At 63.0% G+C, this 1,243-nt stretch carries 3 protein-coding genes; 2 read left to right on the top strand and 1 reads right to left on the bottom strand.

The features are described 5' to 3' along the window. Nucleotides 1-495, top strand: a 495-nt coding sequence (locus KH616_RS25150; RefSeq protein ID WP_292255277.1) for a VOC family protein, incomplete at its 5' end; no start/stop codon positions are given. Nucleotides 496-771: 276 nt separating this feature from the next. Further along, a complete protein-coding gene (locus tag KH616_RS25145) occupies nt 772-1,026 on the top strand; it encodes a hypothetical protein (protein ID WP_366835284.1) in 255 nt (84 codons plus the stop codon). Between the two features lie 49 nt (nt 1,027-1,075). Here the strand turns inward: KH616_RS25145 and KH616_RS25140 are convergent. Further along, nucleotides 1,076-1,243 (bottom strand): AraC family transcriptional regulator (locus KH616_RS25140; protein WP_292255279.1); only part of this gene is annotated, 168 nt, incomplete at its 5' end.

The following is a 1,243-nucleotide window of genomic DNA, read 5'->3' as shown; positions in this document are numbered from 1 at the left end:
TTCGGCTTCGAAGCCGAACGCAGCTGGCTGGTGCCGGATCCATACGGGCTGATGCGCAGTCGCGCCGTGCGCAGCGCGGACGGATCGGTGCGGATCGCGCTCAATGCATCGGTCGACCGGCATACGGCGGTCGCCGAATCGCTGAACCGCTATCACGGCACCGGCTTGAACCACGTCGCGTTCAGCACCGACGATATCGTGAAGGCGGTCGCCGAATTCGCGGCCGACGGCGTGCCATTCCTGCGCATCCCGGGGAATTACTACGACGACCTCGCGGCACGCCACGCGCTGCCGGACAAGCTGATCGATACGCTAAGGGCTCACCACCTACTGTACGACCGCGATGAAAATGGCGGCGAGTTCCTGCATGCATATACGGAACGGGTCGATAACCGCTTCTCGTTCGAGATCGTCGAACGGCGCGGCGGATACGACGGTTATGGCGCGGTGAATGCAGCCGTGCGCCTGGCCGCACAGGCGCAGCGTAAACAATAAGGGACTGAATATCGGAGGAAGTCGGGACGATCGCGCAAAAGCACGACACGACGATTCATCCGATCAATAGCCGGGAAATACGCGATCCTGACACAAACATCGTCGAATTCCCGCCCGGCGTGGTTTCCCGCCATCCGGCCCCGATGAAGGCCGCCGCATCGTTACATGCGGTAACCAGCGATACGTCGCGGCGGCGCATCACATCGGGCGGATTTAAGAATCGCTTAAGTTTGCGGCGCCAGCATTCGATACTGAATCTCAAAAAGGAGGACAGCGATGCGCGCCGAAGAGACATCCGCGGGCCGGCCGGCAAAATCCCGGACGATGCTGCGCCGTCTGCTCAGCCATCACGAAATTGCAACGCTGCTGGTGTTGCTGCATACGCCGACGGGCGCAAACGCCAAGCCCGAATTGCCTGCGCTGCAGGAGGCCGGCCTCGTCGAAAGGCTCAGGCCGGATGTCGGTGCCGCACCGAGCTTTCGCCTGACGGAAAACGGCACGGCAATTCTGCGCGGCCTCGGCTACCGTTGAACCGGCGGATCGTCCCCCGTCTGCGCGCGCCCGCCGCCCAGCGCACACATCATCCTGCCCGCTCCTGCAGCATCATCCTGTATTCGGTCGGCGTCACGCCGACTGTCGCCTTGAATTGACGCGTAAACGCGCTGTGATCGGTATATCCGCATAGCGCCGCGACGTCGGTGACCTTGTCGTGCGTCACGAGCAGCGCGGTCGCGGCATCGAGCCGCGT

The organism is Burkholderia sp. (assembly GCF_018375725.1).
Taxonomy (GTDB): Bacteria; Pseudomonadota; Gammaproteobacteria; order Burkholderiales; family Burkholderiaceae; genus Burkholderia.
The sequence above is the reverse complement of the archived record's forward strand: the minus strand, read 5'-3'. Positions and strand labels throughout refer to the sequence as shown.